The organism is Aurantimonas sp. DM33-3, assembly GCF_014334315.1.
GTDB lineage: Bacteria > Pseudomonadota > Alphaproteobacteria > Rhizobiales > Rhizobiaceae > Aurantimonas > Aurantimonas coralicida.
Map to the genome: position 1 here is coordinate 107275 of NZ_JACSGS010000003.1, position 21323 is coordinate 128597.

A 21323-nucleotide genomic window follows, 5' to 3' on the forward strand; every position below is an offset into this window, starting at 1 on the left:
GCAGGACGCCGCGCGCCCCCGGTGCCGAAGCGCGCTTCGCCATGCCGGACACCGCCATCGGAATCGTCGGCGGCGGCCAGCTCGGCCGCATGCTGGCCATGGCCGCGGCCCGGCTCGGCTACCGGGTGATCGTGCTCGATCCCGACGCCGGCTGCCCCGCCGCCCAGGTCGCCAACGCCCAGATCGTCGCCGCCTATGACGACGTCGCCGCCCTGCGCGACCTCGCCGCCCGCACCAGCGTCGTCACCTATGAATTCGAGAATGTGCCGGTCGAGCAGATCCGCGCCGCCGTCACCGCCGTGCCGCTCTATCCGCCGGCCGAGGCGCTGGAAGTCGCCCAGGACCGCGTCGTCGAGAAGGCGTTTCTCAACGGCATCGGCGTCGCCACCGCCGAATGGCGCGCCATCGACAGCGTCGCCGAACTCGGCCACGCCCTCGTCGAGCTCGACGGCGACTGCATCCTGAAGACCCGCCGCTTCGGCTATGACGGCAAGGGTCAGGCCTCGATCCGCAAGGGCGGGCCCCATGCCGACGTCTTCGAGAGCCTCGGCGGCGTGCCGGCGATTCTCGAGAAGAAGGTGCCCTTCGCCTACGAATGCTCGATCATCGCGGCGCGCGGCATCGACGGCAGCGTCGTCGCCTACGATCCCGCCGAGAACGTCCACCGGCTCGGCATCCTGTACAGCTCGACCGTCCCCGGCCGGGTCTCGCCGCAGGTCGGCGAAGCGACGAAGGCCGTCGCCGCCAGCATCCTCGCCAAGCTCGGCTATGTCGGCGTCATCGGCGTCGAGTTCTTCGTGCAGGGCGACGACACCATCCTCGTCAACGAGATCGCTCCGCGGGTGCACAATTCCGGCCACTGGACCGAGGCGGCCTGCGTCGTCTCGCAGTTCGAGCAGCATGTGCGGGCGATCGCCGGCCTTAAGCTCGGCTCCGCCGCACGTCACTCGGACTGCGTCATGGAGAATCTCATCGGCGACGACGTGAAGCGCGTCGATGCGATTCTCGCCGAGCCCGCCACCCTCCTCCATCTCTACGGCAAGCCGGAAGCAAGGCCCGGCCGCAAGATGGGCCATCTGACCCGGCTGACGGACTGAATCAGCGCAAATCGGGCGTCACAGCGCGGTCGCAATGGCGCCGGGAGCGTTGACAAAAGCTGCCGGCAAAGCTATTTCGGCACCAATCTTTCCGGGCGTGCCGCTGCGGCGCGCCCATCATTTTGCGGCGGAACGGCCAGCCCCGATCCTCGCGTCTAACATTCCGGTGTTGTCATGAAGATCAAGAACTCGCTCAAGTCCCTCGCGACCCGTCACCGCGCCAACCGCATGGTGCGCCGCAAGGGCCGCGTCTACATCATCAACAAGGTGGCACCGCGCTTCAAGGCGCGCCAGGGCTGATGCCCCTGGGGACCGGCCTCGCCCGTCCCCGCCCCTTCGATCACGAAGTTTCTGATTGACGCTGCGCTGCGGAGAATTAACCTCTCCGCATGCGCGGCGTTTTTCATTGTCTCACCCTTGGTGTCTGCTTTCTCGCCCCGTGCCTCGCCCCGGCGCTGGCACAGGACGGCGAGCCGCCGTCGCTGATCGAGCCCGATCGTCCGCCTGAGGCCGCGCCCCGGCCCGGACCGGACGATTCGCAATCGCCGCCCATGGTGATTCCGCCGCCAGATGAAGGCATGACCGACAATCCCGACGCCTTCGGCAGCGCCCCCGTCGCCGAGGACGAGGTCTCAGACGAGCCCGAGCCCCAGGTCGCCGACGAGACGCCGGAGCAGGAACTCGACCGCCTCTTTGCCGAGCTGCGCAAACAGGCCGACGAACGCGCCGCCCGCCGCATTGCCGGCCGCATCGAGCGGCACTGGCGCCGCAGCGGCAGCGCCACCATCGACCTCCTGATGCAGCGTGCCGCCCTCGCCATGACCCGCGAGGACAACGCCGCCGCGCTCGACCTGCTCGACCAAGCGCTGGTCATCGCGCCGCATTATCCGGAGGCGTGGAACCGCCGGGCGACGCTGAATTTCTCGATGAACAGGCTGGGCAAGTCGCTGGTCGACATCGAGCAGACCCTGCTGCGCGAGCCGCGGCACTGGGGCGCCCTGATGGGCCTCGCGATGATCCTCGAACAGACCGGCCGCAAGGAACAGGCGCTGGAGACCTATCTGCGGGTCCTCGCCGTCTACCCGGCGCTGGATTCGGCGCAGGACGCCGCCGGGCGCCTGTCCGAGGAACTGCTCGGCCCGGCGATCTGAGACAGACCGCCGGGCCGTTGCTTGTCGATTGAACGGAACGGCCGCGTCAGACCGCGCTGAGGCCGTCCGAGCCGATATAGGCGATGCGCAGCATGTTGGTGGCGCCCGGCGTGCGCAGCGGCACGCCCGCCGTCACGATCATCCGCTCGCCCGACTTGGCATAGCCCTGCTCCACCGCGATGCGGCAGGCCCGGTCGACCATGTCGTCGAGATCCTGGGCGTCTTCCGTCACCACGCAGTGCAGGCCCCAGACCAACGACAGGCGCCGTGCGGTGGCCAGCACCGGCGACAGCGCCAGGATCGGCGTCTGCGGCCGCTCGCGGGCGGCGCGCAGGCCGGTGGTGCCCGTCGCCGTATAGGTGACGATCACCGACACGCCGAGCGTCTCGGAAATCTGCCGGGCCGCCAGCGACACGGCGTCGGCGCCGGTCGCCTCGGGCGGCGTGCGCTGGCCCGAGATGATGCCCGGATACAGCGGGTCGAGTTCGACGCGCTGGCAGATCCGGTCCATCGTCGAGACCGCCTCGACCGGATATTCGCCGGCCGCCGATTCGGCCGACAGCATCACCGCGTCGGCGCCCTCATAGACGGCGATCGACACGTCCGAGACCTCGGCGCGGGTCGGCACCGGGGCGGAGATCATCGATTCCAGCATCTGGGTGGCGACGACCACCGGCTTGCCGGCCTTGCGGGCGGCACGGGTGATCCGCTTCTGAATGCCCGGCACCGCTTCCAGCGGCATCTCGACGCCCAGATCGCCGCGCGCGACCATGATCGCGTCGGACAGTTCGATGATCTCGTCGAGCCGTTCCACCGCCTGCGGCTTCTCGATCTTCGACAGGAGGAAGGCGCGGCCGCGCGACACCTTGCGCGCTTCGGCGAGGTCTTCCGGACGCTGGATGAAGGACAGCGCCACCCAGTCGACATTCTCGGCCAGCACCGCATCGAGATCGCGCCGGTCCTTGTCGGTCAGCGCCCCGGTGGTCAGGGTCGTGTCCGGCAGGCTGACGCCCTTGCGGTCGGAAATCTTGTTGCCGGCGACGACGCGGCACTTGATCGAGTGCTTGTCGGTCTCGGTGCAGACGAGCTGCAGCCGGCCGTCGTCGATCAGCAGCCGGTGCCCGACCTCCACCGCTTCCAGGATTTCCGGATGCGGGAGATAGACGCGGGTCGTGTCGCCCGGCTCGGGATTGTCGTCGAGGGTGAAATCATCGCCGACCGTCAGCTGGACGCTGCCCTCGGCGAATTTCGCCACCCGCAGCTTCGGGCCCTGCAGATCGGCCAGAATGCCGATCGGCCGGCCCACGGCGGACTCGACCCGGCGGATGCGCGCGACGAGCTCGCGCATCAGATCGTGGTCGGAATGGCTCATATTGATGCGAAAGACATCCGCGCCGGCTTCATGCAGCTTGCGGATCATCTCCTCGGAGGACGATGCCGGCCCGAGGGTGGCAAGGATCTTGACCTTGCGATGGCGTCTCATTGGCTATCCGTTGTTTCGCGGGGCGCTTCGGTCAGCTGGACCATCCAGCTGGCCTGCTCGCCTGTGTCGTATTCGCGGAACCCCATCTTCTGGTAGCCCCGTTTGAAACAGTCCTTGACCCCGGCGATCTTGAACTCGTTCTCGGCGATGCAGAGATTCACCGGCCCGGCCCAGCGGCCCTGGCCATCGGAGTCCTCGGCATACACGTAATAGTACCGCGACGACAGGGGACCCTCGATGATCGCCTTGCAGGTCGTCGCCGGGATCCGCCACCAGCCTTCGGTGGTCCAGCCGGCTTCGGCCCGGTAGCCGATGGCCACGCCGACCAGCGACTGGGTGCCGTTGCACACCCGGAAATCGGCGCGGGCGGCATCCACCGTCAGCGGCGCCGAGACGAGGAACAGTCCGGCGGCCATCAGCCCGAGAGCAAATCCGTGGCGCAGCCGGCGAAACGGGTTGGGTATCATCACGCTTTCCCCGAAAGAGAGAGTGTCCGCACGAGAGGCAGCTTTCGCATAGCGGTCGAACCTGTCAACGACATGACCACGCTGCGCTGCCGCCGTCCTAGATCATCCGCCGGCCGGTTGCGAGCCCGAACCGGCCTGCCGGCCCCCTGCCCGCCGCCTCGCGCCACCGCACCCTTGATGCGAAGACGCTTCGGCTCGATATCGGGGCGAGGCGCCGCGAGGCGGATGGACACAGGAGAGCGACATGGACCCGATCGACGACCAGAAGCGCATCGAGCTCGAAGCGGCGGCGTTCCGGCGCCTGCGCGATCATCTGCGCGAACGCACCGACGTGCAGAACATCGATCTGATGAACCTCGCCGGCTTCTGCCGCAACTGCCTGTCCAACTGGTATCGCGACGCCGCCGAGGCCGACGGCATCGCCATGACCAAGGGCGAATCCCGCGAGATCGTCTACGGCATGCCCTATGGCGAATGGCGCGACCGCTACCAGCGCGAGGCGAGCCCCGAGACCGCGCAGCGCTTCGAGCAGACCCGCCCGAGCGAGTAACGTTTTCGCGCGCGGCCCCCGCGTCGGGCGGCCGCCGCGTGCCATAGCGGCACAACGGGCTTTCCCCGAATCACCCCGGTCTGGTAGTTCCCGGCCAATTCATTGCGCGAAAGTGCCAGACGGAGACCCACCATGTCCGACGTGAACGATGTCGCCCAGGATCAGCTGCGATCCTTTGTCGAGCGGATCGAACGGCTCGAGGAAGAGAAGAAGACGATCAGCGACGACATCAAGGACGTCTATGCCGAGGCCAAGGGCAACGGTTTCGACACCAAGGTGCTGCGCCGCGTGATCTCGCTGCGCAAGCAGGACCAGAACGAGCGCCAGGAGCAGGAAGCGATCCTCGATCTCTACCTGCAGGCCCTCGGCATGGCCCCGGACCTGCCGCGCGAATAGCGCCAGCGGCGCCGCGCCGGCGACCACGCGCCGCCGGCCGCCGGTCCAGAGATCCGGCCCGGCTCGCATCCACGCCGGCGCCCCCTCACCCGAGGCTCTCACCCGAACACGAAAAAGCCCGCCGGATCGCTCCGGCGGGCTTTTTCTGTTGCTGCCGCAGCGATGCGGCGGCCGGCTCAGCGTGCCGCGGCGCGGCGACGCTTGTGGCCGAGGCCCATCTGCTTGGCGAGGCGCGAACGCGCCGCGGCGTAGTTCGGCGCGACCATCGGATAGTCGGGCGCCAGGTCCCACTTCTCGCGGTACTCTTCCGGCGAGAGATTGTAGTGGGTCATCAGGTGGCGCTTCAGCGACTTGAACTTCTTTCCGTCCTCGAGACAGATGATGTAGTCGTCGGTCACCGACTTCTTCACCGGCACCGCCGGCTTCGGCTTCTCGGCCTGCACCGCCTGCGGCGCACTGTTCGTGCGACCGAGGGCGCCGTAGATGTCCGAGATGAGTGCAGGCAGTTCGGAAACCGGCAGCGAGTTGTTGCTGACATAAGCCGCCACCACTTCCGCGGTGAGCTCCATCAGCATTTCGTTGTTTTCGACGTTTTCGATCTGGTCCATTTTTACCCCGTGCTGCGCGAAGTTGTGGCGATTGCGCCTGTTGAATCAGGCGCCTCTGCGCGCCTCGTGCAGTTTGTTTATTGCGAAACGGTGGCCTCGCCTGTGGGCAATCCACCATCCATGTTTGGTATTTATGTGGCGTTACTTAATGTCAAGTGGATTATTCGCAACCCCTAAGTCCCGACAATTTTGTCCACACTTGCCGGGGCGAATAAGCAGCCGCGAAATATCGAATGTCTGCCTTATTATAGAACAACTCTAAATGATGCGCGTACATCAAGAGGCCGCAACCGGCACAACCATGCGGCGAAACTGTCCGGCATTGTTCAATGAGCCGCAAAAACCGGAATTGCTTTGCGTCTCATCGCACTGCTTCGGTGGTAAGACCAGCGAGCGTCATATCGCTGAAGTTTCGACCGGTGGATGAGCTGAGAAAACGCCGCCAAGCCGTTGCGAAGATACGCGGATATCGCAATGCTTCGGCACTGCAGCGAAGTCGAGAGCGCTCGCACGACGTGCATTCGTCGTCCCATACAAGGCTTCGACGGACTTTTACGTGTCGGTCAACTGGCGCCGCGCCCCGGTCTTCTACGCCATGCCACCGCGCGTCCGGCCGCGCCCACCGGCCGCGGCGCGTTGCCGGTCCCGCCACGCCATGCCCGAACGAAAACGGCCGCCCGGTGGCAACACCGGACGGCCGTCGACGATCTTGATCGTTCGCGGATGGTGGAGCGGCGGCCTTACTGGCCGACCTTCACCATCGGCAGGAAGTTGACGGCCGAGCCCGAGAAGCGGTCGCTCTTGCCGGCATTGGCCGCCGGAGCGAAACCCGAGGCGAACAGCGTGCTCGGCAAATTGCCGACCAGCCGCCCGGCATCCGGCTTGGCCGTCGCTAGGCGCGCGGCCCGGCTGTCGGTGTCGGAGACGAGCGCCGCGATCTTGAAGCGCGAGGCGATCGCCTCCTGCGGATCGAGCACCTTCGGCTTCGGCGTGTCCTGCACCACCGCGTTGAGAACGCGGCCGCCCTTGCCCGAAATCGCCGCTGCGGCAACCGCTGCATCGGCCGGCTGCGGACGGGGCTTCGGCGCGCTGGATGCCGCTGCGGTCATCAGCGCCGGCACCGGCTTGGTGGCCTGCGGGTCGATCTGCGGACGCGGGCTCGGCGCCCTGGCGGCCATCTCCACGGCCTTCATCGTCTCTTTGGCAGGCGCCGCCTTGGCGATCGCCGTCGCAGCGGTTGCCGGCTTGTCCTTGAGCACGCTTTCGAATTGCGGGCGGTCGCCCGGCGTCGGAACCGCATAGGCCATCTGGCCGCTCGCCACGGTCTCGCTGGCCTGCTCCTCGAGCGCGGCAACGAGGGTCGACACCGCATCCTCGCGGGCCGCCGGGGCGTCGGAGGCGTCGGCCGGCACCGCGCGGCTCGGCGCCCAGGTCGGCACCGGGATCTGAGCATTGATCAGGGCCGCGACCTCGGTCTCGGCGGGGGCGGCAGCCGAGGCCGGCGCACCCGTATCGAAGCGGTCGCCGACCGGCACGGCGACACCGCCCGGCAGATCCCGGCTTGGGCGCGCCTGCGGTACGACCGAGGCCACCTCGACCTTCGGCGCGGCCGCGGCCTTCACCGGAGCCCGCGGCGTCGGGGCGCTCTGGACCTCGTCCTCGCCCTCGTCGCCATCGCCGAACAGCATGGCCAGCAGCGTCTTGCCGCCGCCCGAAGAACCCGAGCCGGCATTGGCGACCTGGATCGACGAGCCGCCGCGGCGCTGCTTGTAGGAGGCCAGCGCCTGCTGGTAGCCCGGCAGCGGCTTGCCGTCGGAGGGCACATGCACCGTGTTCCCGTTCGGGAAGACCGCCATCAGCTGCTTGCGGTTCATGCGCGGCCAGTGACGGGCGTTGCCGACGTCGAAATGCACGAAGGGCGAGCCGGACTTGGGATAATAGCCGACGCCGCCGACCTGCATCTTCAGGCCGATCTCGCGCAGCTTGGCCAGCGGCACGTCCGGAATGTAGAAGTCGAGCGCCTTGCCGAGCGTGTGCTGGCTCTTCTTGGCGACGCCCGAGCTGCGCGAGCGCAGCATCGAATTGGTCGCCGGCGAGCGATAGCTGGAGACGACATTGATGAGGGCGTTGGAGCCGCTCTGGCGATACGCCTCCCAGATCAGGTCCAGGAGCCGCGGGTCGATCTGGGTCTGCTCGCCCTTGCGCCAGTCGCGCAGGAACCAGTTGATCTTCTTGAGCTCGCCGCTGTTGTAGCGGCCGTTGCTCTTGTAGGAGAAGCTGCCCTTCTCCTTGGTATGCAGATTGTAGAACTTCAGGACGCGGGTCTCGGCCTTCGCCGCGGTGACCGTGCCGCCGATCAGCAGAGCCAGGGCAGCGAACGTCGCGAGGCGCCAGGCCGAGCGGCCGGCGCGAGCGGTATGTCCGAACATGCGGTCTCTTCCCCTCAAAACACTTGCCTGCCCGTCGGACGCATCCGCCGGTATGGGCAACCCCGATGACCGTTCTCGTCGCCTGTCCAATTTTTCCGAAACTGCGGCATGAAGATGACAGTCAGCGAACTTTCTCCCGATTCTGCAAGAAAAGCGTTAAGGCCCGATTAAGCTTACTCGCCGGGATAGTGGTGTTTCGGCGTGAAATCAACGCCTTGCCGGATGGGAAGATCTTGACCGGCGCAAGCTGATCAATCGGCGTCGATCTTGTATTCCCGCATCTTGCGGTACAGCGTCGACCGCCCGATTCCCAGCCGCCGGGCGATTTCGCTCATGCGGCCATGATACTGGGCATGGGCCAGCCGGATCAGGTCGGCCTCCACCTCCTCGACCCGCCGCACTTCGCCATTCTGGTCGCGCACCGCGAAATCGGCGGGCTCGGTGCGACCGTGGCCGTTGGATATCGGCGCCGGGTCGCCCGGTGCTCCGGTGCCGTGGCCGGAATGAGCCGCCGCATGGGCGTCCGCCGCCGCCTCAGTCTCTGCGGGCCCGGCCGCGATCAGCGCCGCGATCTGCGGGAAGTCCGCCGCCGTCAGGCTTTCGCTCTCGCCCAGCACCACCGCCCGGTGGATGGCGTTCTCCAGCTGCCGGATATTGCCCGGCCAGTCATAGCGCTGCAGGAGCGCGATGGCGTCGGCCGCCAGGTGCCGGACCGGCGATTGCGGCTCCATCGCCACGTAGCGGTCGACGAAGCGGCGGGCCAGCTTGGCGATCTCGCTGCGCCGCTCGCGCAGCGGCGGCACGGTCAGCTCGAAGGCGTTCAGCCGGTAATAGAGGTCTTCGCGGAACCGCCCCGCCGTCACCCCGGCCGCCAGGTCCCGGTTGGTCGCCGAGATGATCCGCACATCGGTCTTCACCGCCTGGCGCCCGCCCACCGGGTCGATGACGCCGTCCTGCAGGACCCGCAGCAGCTTCACCTGCGCCGAGGCCGACAATTCGCCGACCTCGTCGAGCAGCAGCGTGCCGCCATTGGCCTCCGCGAACTTGCCCTCATGCGGCTGGCCGGCGTCGGTGAAGGCGCCCTTGGCGTGTCCGAACAGGATGCTCTCCACCAGATCACCGGGCAGCGCCCCGCAATTGACCTTGACGAAGGGCGCCTTGGCGCGGTCGCCGCCGGCCTGGATGGCGCTGGCCAGCCATTCCTTGCCGACCCCGGTCTCGCCCGAGATCAGCACCGGAATGCCCGAGCGCGCCGCCTTGGCCGCCGCGGCCAGCACCGGCCGCAGCGCCGGCGAGGCGTCGCCCTGGTCGAGCCGCACTTGGCGCGCCTTCGACGTGGTCCGCCGCGTCGCCGCGCCGCGCATCTTCAGCGCGCTGTCGATCACCGATTTCAGCTTGTCCGGCGACACCGGCTTGACGATGAAGTCGAAGGCGCCGGCCCGCATCGCCTCGACGACGGTGTCGATCGAGCCCTTGCCGGTCTGCACGATCACCGGAATGTCGAGATTGCGGCGCCGCATCTCGGCCATCACCTCGCTGCCGCCCTTGTCGGGCATCATCAGGTCGAGGATGACGGCGGAGATTTCGCCGGGCTGGTGCGCGTCGAGCGCCCGCAGCGCCGCAAGGCCGCCGTCGCAGGTCAGCGGACGCAGGCCCATCCGGCCGATCTGGGCTTCCACCAGACGCCGTTGAATGGGGTCGTCGTCAACGATAAGTACTACGCGGTTCATGTCAGCCTCCAGTCTCGTCTTGACGCGAGAACGACCCAAATTGACACGCACCGCTAAAAAGCGACTGAACGAGAATGGGCAAAAAAGTCCCAGCAATTTCAGTCGAATTTGATCCTTTCCGACGACCGTCCGGCGACCCGCGCCGGCCGGTATTCCCGCCAAGCCATGAGATTGTCCCGATGACGCATTCTGTCCGACCGACCTTTTCCGCCGCCGAGACGGCGGTCGACGCCACCGGCGCCCTGCCGGAATGGAATCTGTCGGATCTCTACCCGGCCATGGACAGTCCCGAACTGACACGCGACGTCGAGCGCGCCCGCGCCGATGCCGAGGCGTTCCAGGAGCGCTGGCGCGGCCGGCTCGAGGAAGCCGCCAGGGCCGAGGACGGCGATCTCGCCGCCGCCGTCGCCAGCTTCGAGGCGCTGGAGGAGCTTCTCGGGCGGATCATCTCCTATGCCGGGCTGGTCTATTCGGGCGACACCTCCGACCCGGCGCGGGCCAAGTTCTACGGCGACATCCAGTCGGTGGTCACCGACATCTCGTCGCGGCTCCTGTTCTTCCCGCTGGAGCTGAACCGCATCGAGGATGCCGACATGGACGCGGCGATGGACCGCGACCCAGCGCTGGCCCATTACCGCCCGTGGCTCGTCGATCTGCGCCTCGACAAGCCCTACCAGCTGGAAGACCGCGTCGAGGAGCTGTTCCACGAAAAGGCGATCACCGGCCGCGGCGCCTTCAACCGGCTGTTCGACGAGACGCTGACCTCGCTGCGCTTCACCGTCGACGGCGACGATCTGGCGCTGGAGGCGACCCTCAACATCCTGCAGGACCCGGACCGCGAGAAGCGCCGCAAGGCGGCAAGCGCGCTGACCAACGTGTTCAGCGAGAATTTGCGCACCTTCACGCTGATCACCAACACCCTGGCCAAGGACAAGGAGATCTCCGACCGCTGGCGCGGCTTTGAGGACGTCGCCGATTCCCGCCATCTGGCCAACCGGGTCGAGCGCAATGTCGTCGACGCCCTGTCACAGGCTGTCACCGACGCCTATCCGTCGATCTCCCACCGCTATTACGCCATGAAGGCGAAATGGCTCGGCCAGGACGTTCTCGACTACTGGGACCGCAACGCGCCGCTGCCCGATTCCACCCGCCGCGACATCTCCTGGGACGAAGCCCGCCACACGGTGCTGTCGGCCTATTCGGGCTTTGCGCCGGAAATGGCCTCGATCGCCGAGCGCTTCTTCACCAATGACTGGATCGACGCGGCGATCCGGCCGGGCAAGTCGCCGGGCGCCTTCGCCCACCCCACCGTGCCGAGCGTCCACCCCTATGTGCTGCTCAACTACATGGGCAAGCCGCGCGACGTGATGACGCTCGCCCACGAGCTCGGCCACGGCGTCCACCAGGTGCTCGCCGGCCGCCAGGGCGCGCTGATGGCAGCGACCCCGCTGACGCTCGCCGAAACCGCCTCGGTCTTCGGCGAGATGCTGACCTTCCGCTCGCTGCTCGACCAGGCGACGACCAAGGCCGAGCGCAAGACGCTGCTCGCCTCCAAGGTCGAGGACATGATCAACACGGTGGTCCGGCAGATCGCCTTCTACCAGTTCGAGCGCGCCCTGCACGAGGAGCGCCGCGGCGGCGAGCTGACCACCGAGCGGATCGGCGAGATCTGGATGGACATCCAGAAGCGCAGTCTCGGACCCGCATTGCGCCTCGGCGACGGCTACGAGACCTACTGGACCTACGTCCCGCACTTCATCCACTCGCCGTTCTACGTCTACGCCTATGCCTTCGGCGACTGCCTGGTGAACTCGCTCTATGCGGTCTACGAGAACTCCGAGGCCGGCTTCCAGGAGAAGTATTTCGAAATGCTCAAGGCCGGCGGCACCAAGCACCATTCGGAGCTCCTGCAGCCCTTCGGCCTCGACGCCTCCGACCCGGCCTTCTGGTCCCGCGGCCTCGCCATGATCTCCGGCTTCATCGACGAACTGGAAGCCATGGACTGAGCCACCGGACGACCACCGGAAAACCAGCGCCGCCGGCCATAAGCTCAGGCGGCGCTGTCGCGTTCCAGACGCTGCCGCATGCCTTCGGGATCGTCGTAGATCACGTCGATGACGTGCCGCACGAAGCTGTCCGGCGCGGTCCGCCCCTGCTCCCAGTTCTGCAGCGTCGAGCGCGGGATCCGCAACAGGGCGGCAAAGGCCGACTGGCTGAGCCGCAGCCGGGCCCGGATCGCCTGCAGCTTCAGCGCACTGTCCAGCGGCGCCACGACGGCCTCGCTCCAGTCGGGATTGTCGTCACGGGTCATTGGATCGTCGGCCAAATCGTGTCTGCTCCCTCGCATTCGCCTTCCGCACCGAGATGATCCTCGGGCCGCTCTCCCGGACGGTATAGACGCAGACATGGAGGCGCCCGGCCACCTCGCCGAAGCAAACGATCCGGCGCTCCCCATAGTCGAAGCGTGTGTCCTCGAACTGGATCAGAGCGCCGTCGATCACCTCGAACCCCACAGATAGCGACAAGCCGCGTTCTGAACGGTTCCGCGCATCCTTGTCGGGGTCGAAAGGCTCCACCACGCCCGCCAACTATACGCTGTTCGCGGACAATCTGCCAGTGGAGTGAAGCGGCCCATTGGTCGGCCCCCTCACTCCAGCGCGTCGCCCCAGTCGAGGCGGCGGGCGGTGCGGAACAGGTCGCCCTCACGCTTGGTGATCAACCGGTCGCGCAGCGAGCCGTCGGCGTTGCAGAGCTTGAGGGTCACCTTGCCGCTGCCCTTGCGGGCCGGCGCCAGCACCCGGGCCGCCGGCGGCGCGGCCGGCGTGCGGGCCACCGCCAGATAGGCGTATTTCTCGTCCTCGAAGGGCACCGTGGCGCTCTTGGCCAGCCGGTGGGTGCGCGTGCGCTCCACCCGCTCGGCGAAATGGCACCAGTCCGGCGCCGTCACCGGACAGGCCTTCGCATGCGGGCACGGCGCCACCAGATGCGCGCCGGCGCCAAGAAGCGCATCGCGTGCCAAGAGGATGCGCTGCCAGCCCGCCGGCGTGCCCGGTTCGACGATGAGCAGCACCCCCGCCGTCAGCCGCCAGAGCGCGGCCATCAGCGGCGCCAGTTGCGCCGGCGCCAGTTCGTCCAGCACATAGCCGAGCGTCACCAGATCGGCCGGCGCACGCGCGCCCAGCGCCGTGGCGAGGTCGCCGCGCACCCAGTCGACATGCAGGGCATCGCCCGCGTCCGCCGTGTCGGCGAAACCGTCCCGCGTCAGCGCCTCGCCAACCGCCATGGCCGGCGCGCTCGCCTCCACCAGCGTTGCCCGGGTCAGGCCGGGATAGGCGTCGCGGGCGGCAAACAGCGCCGTGCCGGGCCCCGCCCCCACGTCGAGCAGCGACACCGGCGCAAAATCCGGCCGCCGCCCGGCCACCGCGTCGAGGCTCGCCCGGATCGCCGCGAAGGTCGCCGGCATGCGCGCCGCCAGATAGGCCAGCACCGCCGCCTCGCCGTCCAGATGCTGGCGCCCGTCGCGGGTCTCGGCCCGGTAGCGCTGGCTCAGCCGCGAACCGGCGAGGCGCAGATCGTCGAAGGATTCCGCGTCCAGGCGGTCCGCCAGCGCCGCGCGCAGGGTCGGGGGAAGCTGCATGGGGCTGTCCTGCCTCCGCAAGAATGTCGTATCGGCTGCGCCATGAAACCGACAAGCCCATCCCCGATAGGTCCGGCTTGCCCGCCGGCGCCCGCTTCCGCGGTGCTGCGCACTTTCAATTGTCACGGAAACGTTCTAGCGGCTTGCCCGAACACTCCGTGACGATGACCGGCTCCGAGTTGAACCGAAGGAATTTCGCAAATGGCCAAAGAGAACCATCCGATCCACGCCAAGATCACCGGTCCGGTGGTGATGATCGGTTTCGGCTCGATCGGCAAGGGCACCCTGCCGCTGATCGAACGCCATTTCGACTACGACAAGAGCCGCTTCACGGTCATCGACCCCAACGATGCCGACAAGCAGATGCTCGACGAGCGCGGCATCCGCTTCGTCAACGAGGCGGTGACCCGCAAGAACTACGAGGAACTGCTGACGCCGCTGCTCACCGAGGGTGAAGGCCAGGGCTTCTGCGTCAACCTGTCGGTCGACACCGGTTCGCTCGATCTCATCAAGCTGTGCCGCAAGCTCGGCGTCCTCTACATCGACACCGTCGTTGAGCCGTGGCTCGGCTTCTATTTCGACGAGAGCCTGTCGAACGCCGACCGAACCAATTACGCGCTGCGCGAGACCGTCCGCAAGGAGAAGCGCAAGAACCCCGGCGGCACCACCGCCGTCTCCTGCTGCGGCGCCAATCCGGGCATGGTCTCCTGGTTCGTCAAGCAGGCCCTCGTGGATGTGGCCACCAAGGTCGGCCTGGAATTCACCGAACCCACCTTCGACGATCGCGAGGGCTGGGCCAAGCTGATGAAGAAGGCCGGCGTCAAGGGCATCCACATTGCCGAGCGCGACACCCAGCGCACCAAGAACCCGAAGCCGATGAACGTCTTCTGGAACACCTGGTCGGTGGAAGGCTTCCTGTCGGAAGGCGTGCAGCCGTCGGAACTGGGCTGGGGCACCCACGAGAAGTGGATGCCGAAGAACGCCCGCACCCACAAGAAGGGCAACCAGGCGGCGATCTATCTCGAGCAGCCGGGCGGCAACACCCGGGTGCGCACCTGGTGCCCGACGCCGGGCGCCCAGTACGGCTTCCTCGTCACCCACAACGAGTCGATCTCGATCGCCGACTTCTTCACCCACCGCAACAAGGATGACGAGGTCACCTACCGGCCGACCTGTCACTACGCCTACCATCCCTGCAACGATGCGGTCCTGTCGCTGCACGAGGTGTTCGGCGCCGCCGGCAAGTTCCAGCCGGTCCACCACGTCCTCGACGAGAACGAGCTGGTCGACGGTGTCGACGAGCTCGGCGTGCTGCTCTACGGCCACGACGCCAATGCCTACTGGTACGGCTCGCAGCTCTCGCTGGAGGAGACCCGCAAGCTGGCGCCCTACCAGAACGCCACCGGCCTGCAGGTGACCTCGGCGGTCATGGCCGGCATGGTCTGGGCGCTGGAGAACCCGGAAGCCGGCATCGTGGAGTCCGACGAGATGGACTACAAGCGCTGCCTGGAAGTGCAGTCGCCCTATCTCGGCCCGGTCAAGGGCTACTACACCGACTGGACCCCGCTGACCGATCGTCCGGGCCTCTTCCCCGAGGATCTCGACGAGAAGGATCCCTGGCAGTTCCGCAACATCCTGGTGCGCTGACCTCAGCCACCACGCCTGACCATCTCCAGCCGCCGGCAGCCATCTGCCGGCGGTTTTTCTTTGCGCGCGCCGACTGTCGCAGCGCGCAGTGACAGGCGAATCGCCCGCCCCGGCGGCGCGTTTCAAGCCATGAATGGCCGAAACAACGCGTCAGCCGCCGGCAAGCCGTTCTTTCGCCTGCCTTATCCCCAATTATTTTCCCATAGGGAAACTTCTCCGATGCCATGGGCAAAATGTCGGGAAACCGGCGATTTCCACCGCTTTTTCGCAGCCTCGCCGCAAAATTGGCGCTGCGATCGTGTCGCTTGAGCAAACGTCACCACGCGGATGCCGCAGAACGAGACGCCCGGTACTTGCTTTTCCGCTTGAATATCCAAGGTTTGACCGTCCGGGTGGGAGTTTGTTGCGTCACCCGACGAAAATCGGAAGAGCGGCCCGGGCCGTTCTCCGCTCGGAGCAGTTCATGGTCGACACGGCAGTCACGCGTAAGATCGTCGAGGAAGTGATGGAAGCGGTGATGGCGGGAGCCGCGGGCTCCATCGCCCGTCACTTCGTACCCGGCGCCATGGTGTCCCAGCGCAGCAATGCCGCCATGTCGGACGCGCCGTGGTTCGGCCGCATGGAGGGCGAGTTCCGGCTGCAGGGCGAGGAGGAGGCGCGCGCCTTCTTCGACGAGATGCTGAAGCGCACCACCTACATCTCCTACGAATTGCGCGGCATCGTCTGCGAGGACGACAACGCCGCCAGCCGCTGCGACTGGACGCGCCGCGACGAGAAGACCGGCACGCTGATCACCGGCACCACAATGTACTGGTTCGCCTTCACCTCCGACGCGCGGATCCGCTCCATCGAGACCATCGGCTCGATCCATTCGGTCATTCCCCTGCGCAAGGCCGAGAAGGTCGACTGAACCGCCCCCATGCCGGTGCTTGCCGTCATGACAGCCGTTTCAAATTGGGATAGCGTGGCACGCGTCTCAAAGCGTTGCGGCGGCGCGGTGCCGTCTCCACGCGAACATTGTTGCCTTAGCGGATCGGCGGTCGCCGGAGTGCCGCATCAGTATCGAGGTCGTATCATGCGCCGTATCGCCGTCACCCTCAGCCTCGCCGCGTTTGCCCTTGGCGCCTGCCAGAGCGAGCGGGCCCAGATGTCGCGGCCGCTGCCGCAGGCCGCCGCCTACCAGGGCGTCGAGGGCCGCTGGGCCTCGACCGGTGGCCCGATCGCCTACACCGCCGTGTTCCAGAACGGCCGCTTCACCTCCGCCGAGCGCGATACCAACGGCCTCCTGGCCGAGGGCAACTACACCTCGAGCGGCGCCTCGCGCATCCAGCTCAACTTCACCTCGGTCGCCCGCGGCGTCCAGATCGCGGCCAACTGCAACCATGGCGGCGGCACGATGGTCTGCACCTCCTCGGACGGTTCGACCTTCCGTCTCGCCCGCGCCTGAAAATCGGTCGCACCCTGATCGCATCGCCGGCGGTTCCAGCCGCCGGCAATCCTCCCTATATGGCCTTGCACGAGGTCGGTCCGGGCGCCTAGCGCCGCCCGGCGTGTTCTGCCGTGGACACGAGCGACCGCCCGCCACACGACGCAAGGACCTGCCGATGAATGCCCTGACCAAGACCATCGCCGAACGCTCGATCGGCCCCCTCCCCGAGGGTCATCCGCCGGTGAAGCAGCCCAAGGTCGGCGTTCTCCTGGTCAATCTCGGCACGCCCGACGGCACCGACTTCAAGCCGATGCGCCGCTATCTGAAGGAGTTCCTCTCCGACAAGCGCGTCATCGAATGGCCGCGCGCCGCCTGGTATCCGATCCTCTACGGCATCGTCCTCAACACCCGGCCCAAGAAGTCCGGCGCGGCCTATGCCGAGATCTGGAACAAGGAGCGCAACGAGTCCCCCTTGCGCACCTTCACCCGGGCCCAGGGCGAAAAGCTCGCCGCCCGCATGGCCGGCGATGCCGGCGTCGTCGTCGACTGGGCCATGCGCTACGGCAAGCCCTCCATCGCCGAGCGCACCGACGCGCTGATGGAACAGGGCTGCGAGCGCATCCTCGTCTACCCGCTCTATCCGCAATACGCCGCCTCGACGACCGCCACGGTCAACGACAAGTTCTTCGAGCACATGATGGGCAAGCGCTGGATGCCGGCCGTGCGCACCGTGCCCGCCTATCACGACGAGCCGGTCTATATCGACGCCCTCGCCCGTTCGATCGAGACGCATCTGGCGACGCTCGATTTCGAGCCGGAGCGGGTGATCTGCTCCTATCACGGCATTCCGCAGAGCTATTTCCGCAAGGGCGACCCCTATCACTGCCATTGCCAGAAGACCTCGCGGCTTCTGGAAGAGCGGCTCGGCTGGCCCAAGGGCCGGCTGATGACCACCTTCCAGTCGCGCTTCGGCCCGGAGGAATGGCTGCAGCCCTATACCGACAAGACCGTCGAGAAGCTGGCGCAGGAAGGCATCAAGGACATCGCCGTCCTCAACCCCGGCTTCGTGTCGGATTGCCTGGAGACGCTGGAAGAGATCGCCGGCGAGGCGGGCGAGATCTTCCACGAGGCCGGCGGCCGGAACTTCGCCCATATCCCCTGCCTCAACGACAGCGAGCCGGGCATGGACGTCATCGAGGCGATGGTCCGCCGCGAACTGCGCGGCTGGATCGACTAGCCACCGACGCGCAAACGGCCCCGTTCGGCGAGCGAGCGGGGTCGCGCATCGGGCGCGGGCTCCAGCAATGTTATTGAAGAGGAATGCGGCCCCTCTCGGGTGCCGCGACCGGGCTAGATGTTGAGGCCTTCGCTCTGCATCTGGGTCGCCGCGTTCAGCGGCCCGATCAACCATGTCTCGGCATAGGGCTTGTCGACGAAGCCGATCGGCCTTGCCGCCAGCGCCTCGGTCACCATCGCGTCGCCGATGCCGGCGCTGACGAAGAGCGAGGGAATGTCGTGCTCCTCGCGCAGCCATTTCGCCACCGCCACGCCGTTCGGTCCGCGTCGCAGCCGGACGTCCACCACGGCGACATCCACCGTGCCGGCCGCGATCTCGTCCATGACCTGGAAGAAGTCCTTGGCGATGCCGACGACCTCGTAGCCATTGTCCTCGAGCATGATCCTCAGATCGATGGCGATCAGAAGCTCGTCTTCGACGATGAGAACCCGGGGTCGTGCCAGTCGCGCCATGCCATTCCCTTTCGTCAACCGGGAAAGGAAGCGCAGATCCCCGGATCGGTTCCCTCCCGTTCCGGCAATATGTGTATTTTTATGGAACACTTGGCGAACGTCGGCAGGCTTTGCACAGATTTCGGCAAAGCCGCCACGCGAAAACCATCAGGTGACACGTATGACGTGTCGGTCGCGGCCGTTTATACTAAGCAAAACTGATATCCCAGATGCGCCTTGCGTTCCGCTTCCGTCTCCCCTGATATGCGGCCATCGCCGGATGCGACCCAGCAGGATGCGGGACGGTCACGGCAGCGGAGGTTTTTCATGTTCGCAGGCGATTTCCTGTCGGGAACGGGCATCCTTGTCCTCGTCGTGCTGTTCGTCGCGGTGCTCGTCCTCCTGTCGACGATCAAGATCGTCCCGCAGGGCTACAATTACACGGTCGAGAATTTCGGCCGCTACACCCGCACGCTCACCCCCGGCCTCAACATCATCGTGCCCTTCATCGAGCGCGTCGGGCGCAAGCTCAACATGATGGAGCAGGTGCTGGACGTGCCGACCCAGGAGGTGATCACCCGCGACAACGCCTCGGTCGCCGCCGACGGCGTCGCCTTCTACCAGGTGCTGGACGCCGCCGCGGCCGCCTACGAGGTGTCCGGGCTGGAGAACGCCATCCTCAACCTGGTGATGACCAATCTGCGTTCGGTGATGGGCTCGATGGATCTCGACGATCTCCTGTCCAACCGCGACGCGATCTCCGAGAAGATCCTGCGGGTCGTCGACCAGGCCGCCAACAGCTGGGGCATCAAGATCACCCGCATCGAGATCAAGGACATCAACCCGCCCAAGAACCTCGTCGATTCCATGGCCCGGCAGATGATGGCCGAGCGCGAGAAGCGGGCCGAGATCCTCGAGGCCGAAGGTTCGCGCAACGCCGCGATCCTGCGCGCCGAGGGCGAGAAACAGTCGCAGATCCTGCAGGCCGAGGGCCGCCGCGACGCCGCCTATCGCGAGGCCGAGGGCCGCGAGCGCCTGGCCGAGGCCGAGGCCACCGCGACCCGCCTGGTCTCCGACGCCATCGCCGCCGGCGACGTCCAGGCGATCAACTACTTCGTCGCCCAGAAATACACCGAGGCGCTGGGGAAGCTCGCCTCCGCGCCCAACCAGCGCGTCGTGCTGATGCCGCTGGAGGCCTCGTCGCTGATCGGCTCCATCGCCGGCATCGGCGAACTCGCCCGGGCGACCTTCGGCGACGATGCCACCGCCGGGGCACGGCCCCAGGCCGGCCCCACCGCCGGCAAGTCGCGCACGCGGGTTCCCACCGCCCCCTATGGCGGCAGTGAGGGCTGACCGCCATGCCTGAGGTTCTGATCGATTACGGCTGGTGGATCCTCGGCCTCGTGCTGCTCGCCCTCGAGGTCGCCGCGCCCGGCGTCTACCTGCTGTTCTTCGGCATCGCCGCGCTGATCGTCGGGATGAACGTCTTCTTCCTCGGCACCGGCTGGTTCGGCTGGGAGCAGCAGATCATCGCCTTCGTCATCCTGTCTGTCGCCGCGGCGCTGCTCGGCCGCCGCTGGTACGGCAACAAGAGCGTCGCCGGCGATGGCGAACGGCTGAACAAACGCACGGCCCGGCTGGTCGGCCGTCAGGCCGTTCTGACCGAGCCGATCGTCGACGGCCGTGGCCGGATTGCGATCGAGGACAGCTGGTGGAGCGTCACCGGGCCCGACATGCCGGCCGGCGCCCATGTCCGGATCACCGGCGCGGACGGCTCGGTGCTGGTGGTCGAACCCGCGTTCTGAGGACGGGCAGGATCGTCAGGCGACGCCGATCCGCAACAGGTCGTGCATGTGGACGATGCCGACCGGACGCCGGTCGCGCACCACCATCAGCGCGGTGATGTTGGACGAATTGACGATTTCCAGCGCCTTGGCGGCCAGGGTCTCCGGCGTGATCGTCTTGGGGTTCGCCGTCATCACCGTATCCACCGTCTCGGCCAGGAGGTCCGGTCCGAGATGGCGGCGCAGATCGCCGTCGGTGACGATGCCGATCAGGCAGCCGCCCGCGTCGACCACCGCCGCGCAGCCGAAGCTCTTGCGCGACATCACGATGATCGCCTCGGCCATGGTCGTGCCGGACGCCACCAGCGGCAGCGCCTCGCCGACATGCATCAGGTCGCCGACATGGACGAGGCTCGCGCCCAGCTGCCCGCCGGGATGGAAGACGTGGAAGTCGCCGGGCGTGAAGCCGCGCCGCTCCAGAAGCGCCACGGCCAGCGCATCGCCCAGTGCCGCCTGCAGCGTCGTCGAGGAGGTCGGCGCCAGGCCGTGCGGACAGGCCTCGGCCACCCGCGGCAGGAGCAGCGCCACATCCGCCTCGCGCGCCAGCGTCGAGTTCGGCCGCGAGGTCATGGCGATCAGCGGCAGCTTGAAGCGCCGCGTATAGGCGACGATGCCCTTCAGCTCCGTCGTCTCGCCGGACCACGACATGGCCAGCACCGCGTCGTCGCGGCCGATCATGCCGAGATCGCCGTGATTGGCTTCGGACGGATGCACGAAGAAGGCCGGCGTGCCGGTAGAGGCGAAGGTCGCCGCGATCTTCGCGCCGATATGGCCGCTCTTGCCGACGCCGGTGATGATCAGCCGGCCGGTGATGCCCGCGATCAGGTCCAGCACCCGCTCGAACGGCTCGGCCATCTCGGCCTCGAGCAGCGCCGCCAGCGCGCGCAGGCCGTCCGCCTCGGTGGTGACGGTGCGAACCGCCGACTGCGAACCGGGCTTCGGGGCGGTGGGCTGGGGCATGGATTGGGCGATCACGACGCGGGGAATCACTGTTTTGTTGCAAGATGTGGCGACCAATGACCAGTTCGGTCCGGCCAAAACAAGGCATGTGACGCGCAAACCCCGGTGTTGCGGGGGCCCGCGGAAAATATCAACGAATCCTTAACCATGAAAATTTACGCTTTCGC

General features: G+C 67.1%; 22 protein-coding genes. 12 read left to right on the top strand and 10 right to left on the bottom strand.

All coding sequences use genetic code 11. The annotated features are described in order from the left end of the window. Positions 1 to 41 precede the first annotated feature (41 nt). From H9Q09_RS05515 to H9Q09_RS05525, 3 genes are all read left to right on the top strand, one after another. Entirely contained in the window at positions 42 to 1097 is a 1056-nt protein-coding gene (locus tag H9Q09_RS05515; RefSeq protein WP_187390458.1) for a 5-(carboxyamino)imidazole ribonucleotide synthase, read from the top strand. A gap of 174 nt (positions 1098 to 1271) precedes the next feature. After that, a complete protein-coding gene (gene ykgO, locus H9Q09_RS05520) occupies positions 1272 to 1397 on the top strand; it encodes a type B 50S ribosomal protein L36 (RefSeq protein ID WP_024348905.1) in 126 nt (41 codons plus the stop codon). Positions 1398 to 1675: 278 nt separating this feature from the next. Then, the gene (locus tag H9Q09_RS05525; protein WP_187390232.1) at positions 1676 to 2248 is read left to right on the top strand and encodes a tetratricopeptide repeat protein; all 573 of its coding nucleotides are present in this window, start codon (positions 1676 to 1678) and stop codon (positions 2246 to 2248) included. Positions 2249 to 2294: 46 nt separating this feature from the next. Here H9Q09_RS05525 and pyk read toward each other — a convergent pair whose 3' ends face one another. Together pyk and H9Q09_RS05535 are read right to left on the bottom strand one after the other, a co-directional pair. Further along, positions 2295 to 3731 (bottom strand): pyruvate kinase, encoded by a 1437-nt coding sequence (gene pyk, locus H9Q09_RS05530; RefSeq protein WP_024348907.1) that lies wholly within the window; start codon positions 3729 to 3731, stop codon positions 2295 to 2297. After that, positions 3728 to 4147 (bottom strand): DUF1036 domain-containing protein, encoded by a 420-nt coding sequence (locus H9Q09_RS05535; protein WP_187390459.1) that lies wholly within the window; start codon positions 4145 to 4147, stop codon positions 3728 to 3730. The genes pyk and H9Q09_RS05535 overlap by 4 nt, the downstream gene beginning before the upstream one ends. A gap of 295 nt (positions 4148 to 4442) precedes the next feature. Here H9Q09_RS05535 and H9Q09_RS05540 point away from each other — a divergent pair, with 295 nt between their 5' ends. Together H9Q09_RS05540 and H9Q09_RS05545 are read left to right on the top strand one after the other, a co-directional pair. Continuing rightward, positions 4443 to 4748, top strand: a complete 306-nt coding sequence (locus tag H9Q09_RS05540) for a DUF1244 domain-containing protein (protein WP_187390233.1) — start codon at positions 4443 to 4445, stop codon at positions 4746 to 4748. A 132-nt stretch (positions 4749 to 4880) separates the two neighbouring features. After that, positions 4881 to 5144, top strand: a complete 264-nt coding sequence (locus H9Q09_RS05545) for a DUF2312 domain-containing protein (RefSeq protein ID WP_024348909.1) — start codon at positions 4881 to 4883, stop codon at positions 5142 to 5144. 176 nt (positions 5145 to 5320) lie between these two features. Here H9Q09_RS05545 and H9Q09_RS05550 read toward each other — a convergent pair whose 3' ends face one another. The 3 genes from H9Q09_RS05550 to H9Q09_RS05560 form a co-directional block, all read right to left on the bottom strand. After that, complete coding sequence (locus tag H9Q09_RS05550) at positions 5321 to 5752, bottom strand: MucR family transcriptional regulator (protein WP_024348910.1); 432 nt, start codon at positions 5750 to 5752, stop codon at positions 5321 to 5323. A 740-nt stretch (positions 5753 to 6492) separates the two neighbouring features. Next, positions 6493 to 8181, bottom strand: coding sequence for a DUF882 domain-containing protein (locus tag H9Q09_RS05555; RefSeq protein ID WP_187390234.1), 1689 nt, complete (start codon positions 8179 to 8181; stop codon positions 6493 to 6495). 251 nt (positions 8182 to 8432) lie between these two features. After that, a complete protein-coding gene (locus tag H9Q09_RS05560) occupies positions 8433 to 9911 on the bottom strand; it encodes a sigma-54 dependent transcriptional regulator (RefSeq protein WP_187390235.1) in 1479 nt (492 codons plus the stop codon). Between the two features lie 179 nt (positions 9912 to 10090). Between H9Q09_RS05560 and H9Q09_RS05565 the strand changes: the two genes are divergently transcribed. Beyond that, positions 10091 to 11917: a M3 family oligoendopeptidase gene (locus H9Q09_RS05565; protein ID WP_187390236.1), complete on the top strand. Its 1827-nt coding sequence runs from the start codon at positions 10091 to 10093 to the stop codon at positions 11915 to 11917. 44 nt (positions 11918 to 11961) lie between these two features. Here H9Q09_RS05565 and H9Q09_RS05570 read toward each other — a convergent pair whose 3' ends face one another. The 3 genes from H9Q09_RS05570 to H9Q09_RS05580 all read right to left on the bottom strand — a co-directional run bounded on the left by H9Q09_RS05570 (position 11962) and on the right by H9Q09_RS05580 (position 13548). After that, positions 11962 to 12222 carry a helix-turn-helix domain-containing protein gene (locus H9Q09_RS05570; protein ID WP_187390237.1) on the bottom strand — a complete coding sequence of 87 codons (261 nt, stop codon included), beginning with the start codon at positions 12220 to 12222 and terminating at the stop codon, positions 11962 to 11964. Beyond that, positions 12212 to 12490, bottom strand: coding sequence for a BrnT family toxin (locus H9Q09_RS05575; protein WP_230785623.1), 279 nt, complete (start codon positions 12488 to 12490; stop codon positions 12212 to 12214). Before H9Q09_RS05575 ends, H9Q09_RS05570 begins: the two co-directional genes overlap by 11 nt. Before the next feature lie 68 nt (positions 12491 to 12558). Beyond that, complete coding sequence (locus H9Q09_RS05580) at positions 12559 to 13548, bottom strand: small ribosomal subunit Rsm22 family protein (protein WP_187390238.1); 990 nt, start codon at positions 13546 to 13548, stop codon at positions 12559 to 12561. Positions 13549 to 13749: 201 nt separating this feature from the next. On the opposite strand from H9Q09_RS05580, the gene H9Q09_RS05585 reads away from it, so the two are divergent. From H9Q09_RS05585 to hemH, 4 genes are all read left to right on the top strand, one after another. Then, entirely contained in the window at positions 13750 to 15195 is a 1446-nt protein-coding gene (locus H9Q09_RS05585) for a homospermidine synthase (protein ID WP_187390239.1), read from the top strand. A 463-nt stretch (positions 15196 to 15658) separates the two neighbouring features. Continuing rightward, positions 15659 to 16105 carry a nuclear transport factor 2 family protein gene (locus H9Q09_RS05590; protein ID WP_210310346.1) on the top strand — a complete coding sequence of 149 codons (447 nt, stop codon included), beginning with the start codon at positions 15659 to 15661 and terminating at the stop codon, positions 16103 to 16105. Positions 16106 to 16270: 165 nt separating this feature from the next. Further along, a complete protein-coding gene (locus tag H9Q09_RS05595) occupies positions 16271 to 16642 on the top strand; it encodes a hypothetical protein (RefSeq protein ID WP_024348919.1) in 372 nt (123 codons plus the stop codon). Positions 16643 to 16799: 157 nt separating this feature from the next. Then, positions 16800 to 17861 carry a ferrochelatase gene (gene hemH / locus H9Q09_RS05600; RefSeq protein ID WP_024348920.1) on the top strand — a complete coding sequence of 354 codons (1062 nt, stop codon included), beginning with the start codon at positions 16800 to 16802 and terminating at the stop codon, positions 17859 to 17861. A 113-nt stretch (positions 17862 to 17974) separates the two neighbouring features. Here hemH and H9Q09_RS05605 read toward each other — a convergent pair whose 3' ends face one another. Continuing rightward, on the bottom strand, positions 17975 to 18373 hold the full coding sequence (locus H9Q09_RS05605; protein WP_187390240.1) for a response regulator: 399 nt from the start codon (positions 18371 to 18373) through the stop codon (positions 17975 to 17977). 324 nt (positions 18374 to 18697) lie between these two features. On the opposite strand from H9Q09_RS05605, the gene H9Q09_RS05610 reads away from it, so the two are divergent. Further along, positions 18698 to 19705 carry an SPFH domain-containing protein gene (locus H9Q09_RS05610; protein ID WP_024348922.1) on the top strand — a complete coding sequence of 336 codons (1008 nt, stop codon included), beginning with the start codon at positions 18698 to 18700 and terminating at the stop codon, positions 19703 to 19705. 5 nt (positions 19706 to 19710) lie between these two features. Continuing rightward, positions 19711 to 20157, top strand: a complete 447-nt coding sequence (locus H9Q09_RS05615) for an NfeD family protein (protein WP_187390242.1) — start codon at positions 19711 to 19713, stop codon at positions 20155 to 20157. A gap of 15 nt (positions 20158 to 20172) precedes the next feature. Here the strand turns inward: H9Q09_RS05615 and H9Q09_RS05620 are convergent, their stop codons facing one another. Next, positions 20173 to 21156, bottom strand: a complete 984-nt coding sequence (locus H9Q09_RS05620; protein ID WP_187390243.1) for a KpsF/GutQ family sugar-phosphate isomerase — start codon at positions 21154 to 21156, stop codon at positions 20173 to 20175. Positions 21157 to 21323: the final 167 nt, after the last annotated feature.